Source organism: Aminobacter sp. P4_H6_2, assembly GCF_056400805.1.
Genome location: NZ_JBFUKO010000705.1, coordinates 1 through 2,604, shown reverse-complemented (window position 1 = coordinate 2,604; position 2,604 = coordinate 1). Strand labels below are relative to the sequence as shown.

Genomic DNA, 2,604 nt, shown 5'->3' with positions numbered 1-2,604 from the left:
CATCAGGGCCAGCAGTCTCCTATGGCTGCATCAACAGGCCGGACAGAAGACTGCACCCGACCAACGCGCCAGAACGTCGAATTATCTCTTGCAATGCGGGAGCCATCCACAGAGGACCGTCCGGAGACGGCCCCGTTCCCGTCGGCGGTGCGCCTTACTCGAACGTAACCAAATTTCACGCGATCAACTGGGCTGCCTTTTCGGCGATCATGACTGCCGCTGCATGCGTGTTGCCTGAGATGATTGTCGGCATGATCGAGCAATCGGCGATGCGCAGCCCCTCTATGCCGTGTACGCGCAATTGCGGGTCGACCACTGCCATGTCGTCATTGCCCATTCGCGCCGTACCGACAGGATGAAAGATCGTCGTGGCAATGTCACCTGCGGCATGCGCGAGGTCCTCGGGCGCCTGTATGTGCACGCCCGGCTTGAATTCCTCGGGGCCGAATTGCGCCATGCGTTTGGTTTCCATCAGCTGGCGGGCGATGATTATCGATGCGACCGCGACTTCACGATCACTTTCAGTGGAGAGGTAGTTGGGTGCAATTTCCGGATGATCGTCCGGCCGGGCGGAGACGATGCGCACATGACCGCGCGATTCCGGCCTGAGATTGCACACTGATATGGTGACTGCGGGGAAGCTGTGCAGCGGCTGGCCGAAGGATTCCAACGAGAGCGGCTGGACATGGAATTCGATGTTGGGCGTTTCGAAGCGCGCGTGAGATTTCATGAAGATACCGAGCTGGCTCGGCGCCATCGACACGGGTCCCGAGCGCTTGAGAGCGTATTCCAATGCAATCAGGGCTTTGCCTGTGAGGCTGGCCTGGCGCTCGTTCAGCGTTTCCGCTCCCGACACCTTGAATGCGGTCCGGATTTGCAGATGGTCCTGCAGGTTTTCGCCTACGCCGGGTAGGTTGTGCATGACCTCGATGCCGTGATGCCGGAGAAGTGCCTGCGGTCCGATACCTGACAATTGCAGCAGTTGTGGCGTGCCGATCGCTCCCGCTGAGAGGATGAGTTCGCCCTCCACCTTCACATGCGCGGGCTTGCCGCCGAGATTGAGGTCCAGTCCTCTAACCCTACGGCCGGAGAACATCACGCGCTCGGCCTGCGCATGGGTGAGTATCGTGAGGTTCCTGCGGTGCCGAACAGGCTTGATGAAGGCACGCACCGCATTGAACCGGAATCCGGATTTCTGGTTCACCTCAAAATAGGACGAACCGAAATTGCTGCCGTTGTTGAAATCGTCGACCTTCGGCACACCGAGTTCTTCGGCTGCCTCGCGCACGGCGTCGAGGATCGGCCAGCTCAGTCGCTGGCGCTCCACCCTGAGTTCGCCGCCCYGTCCATGGAACTGGTCGGAAAGGCCATGATGGTCCTCCGACTTCCTGAACAGCGGCAGCACGTCGTTCCAGCCCCAGCCCGGATTTCCGAGCTGGCGCCAATGGTCGTAGTCGGTGGCCTGGCCGCGCATGTAGATCATGCCGTTGATGGACGAGCAGCCGCCCATCACCTTGCCGCGTGGATAGGCGAGGGAACGGCCGTTCAGGCCGGGTTCCTTCGCTGTCCGGTAGCCCCAGTCCGTGCGCGGATTGCCCATGCAGTAGAGATAGCCGACCGGGATGTGGATCCAGTGATAGTTGTCCGATCCCCCGGCTTCCAGAAGCAGCACGCGCTTGCCGGGATCGGCGCTCAGCCGGTTTGCCAGAACGCAACCGGACGAGCCCGCCCCGACAATCACGTAGTCATAGCTGCCGATGTCAGTACGCATGGTCATCCGATGGCTCTTAGACGACATGTTCCGCGGCAACGCCCCGGAGATCCATCTCGTATTCCAGATCCACGACGGGCGGGTTGTTGAAGTGCCAGGTCAGACCGGCGCGCGCAGCACCGCGCTTGACGATTTCGTCGGCCAGGAACGGGTAGAGGTTGTGCACGGTGTAGACCTGGACCGCCGTCGCGTTTTCCCATCCGAAGCCCAGCGTAGCGGCACGGCGCTCCATTTCCTCCAGCACGAACTTGGCCTTGGTGCGCAGGCCGTGGGCTGAGAGATCGCCACGCCTGACGATGTGGTCGCGATAGGCGGCATGGCCTTCGGGCACCTCGGCGGATCCGGAAATGACAAAGGAAGGCGCGGTCTCGGCGGTCGGCACGGTAAACGAGAACGCATAGATCGAGGGCACAGGCGGCGGTGCGATCTGCGGACAGACATTGCTGCGCGCCACGGGATTGTGGCCCGTCTCAAGCAGGCCCCACGCCTTCAGCGTCTTCGTGTAGCTGCTGTTGAAGGCAACGAAGCCCTCTTCGGTAAATGGTGCCGGGGAGCGCAGTTCGCATGCGGCGAATGCCGTGAGGGGGCGGTCTGCAGCCATGATGATCTTCTCGATCTCGGCAAAACCTTCCGCAAGCGGCAACGGCTGGGTGAACCGCACGCGTTCCAGGCGAAAGCCCGGCAATGCCGCCACGCCGCCCGAGTATTGCGAAACGCCCTTGATGAAGCGGTAGCCGCCAGACGTAAATTCAATCACTTCGCCCATAATGTCTCTCCTGAATATGAAAAATGCCAGATCGGCCTGCCGCCACGGGGATAAACGACGTGCCCCA

The 2,604-nt window shown here is 61.3% G+C and carries 2 protein-coding genes; both read right to left on the bottom strand.

Annotated features, from left to right (window positions below; genetic code table 11):
* Positions 1-175 precede the first annotated feature (175 nt).
* Entirely contained in the window at positions 176-1,777 is a 1,602-nt protein-coding gene (locus tag AC1DUU_RS28955) for a GMC family oxidoreductase (protein ID WP_476786773.1), read from the bottom strand.
* Positions 1,778-1,787: 10 nt separating this feature from the next.
* Positions 1,788-2,537: a 2-amino-5-chloromuconate deaminase CnbZ gene (gene cnbZ, locus AC1DUU_RS28950; RefSeq protein WP_476786772.1), complete on the bottom strand. Its 750-nt coding sequence runs from the start codon at positions 2,535-2,537 to the stop codon at positions 1,788-1,790.
* Positions 2,538-2,604: the final 67 nt, after the last annotated feature.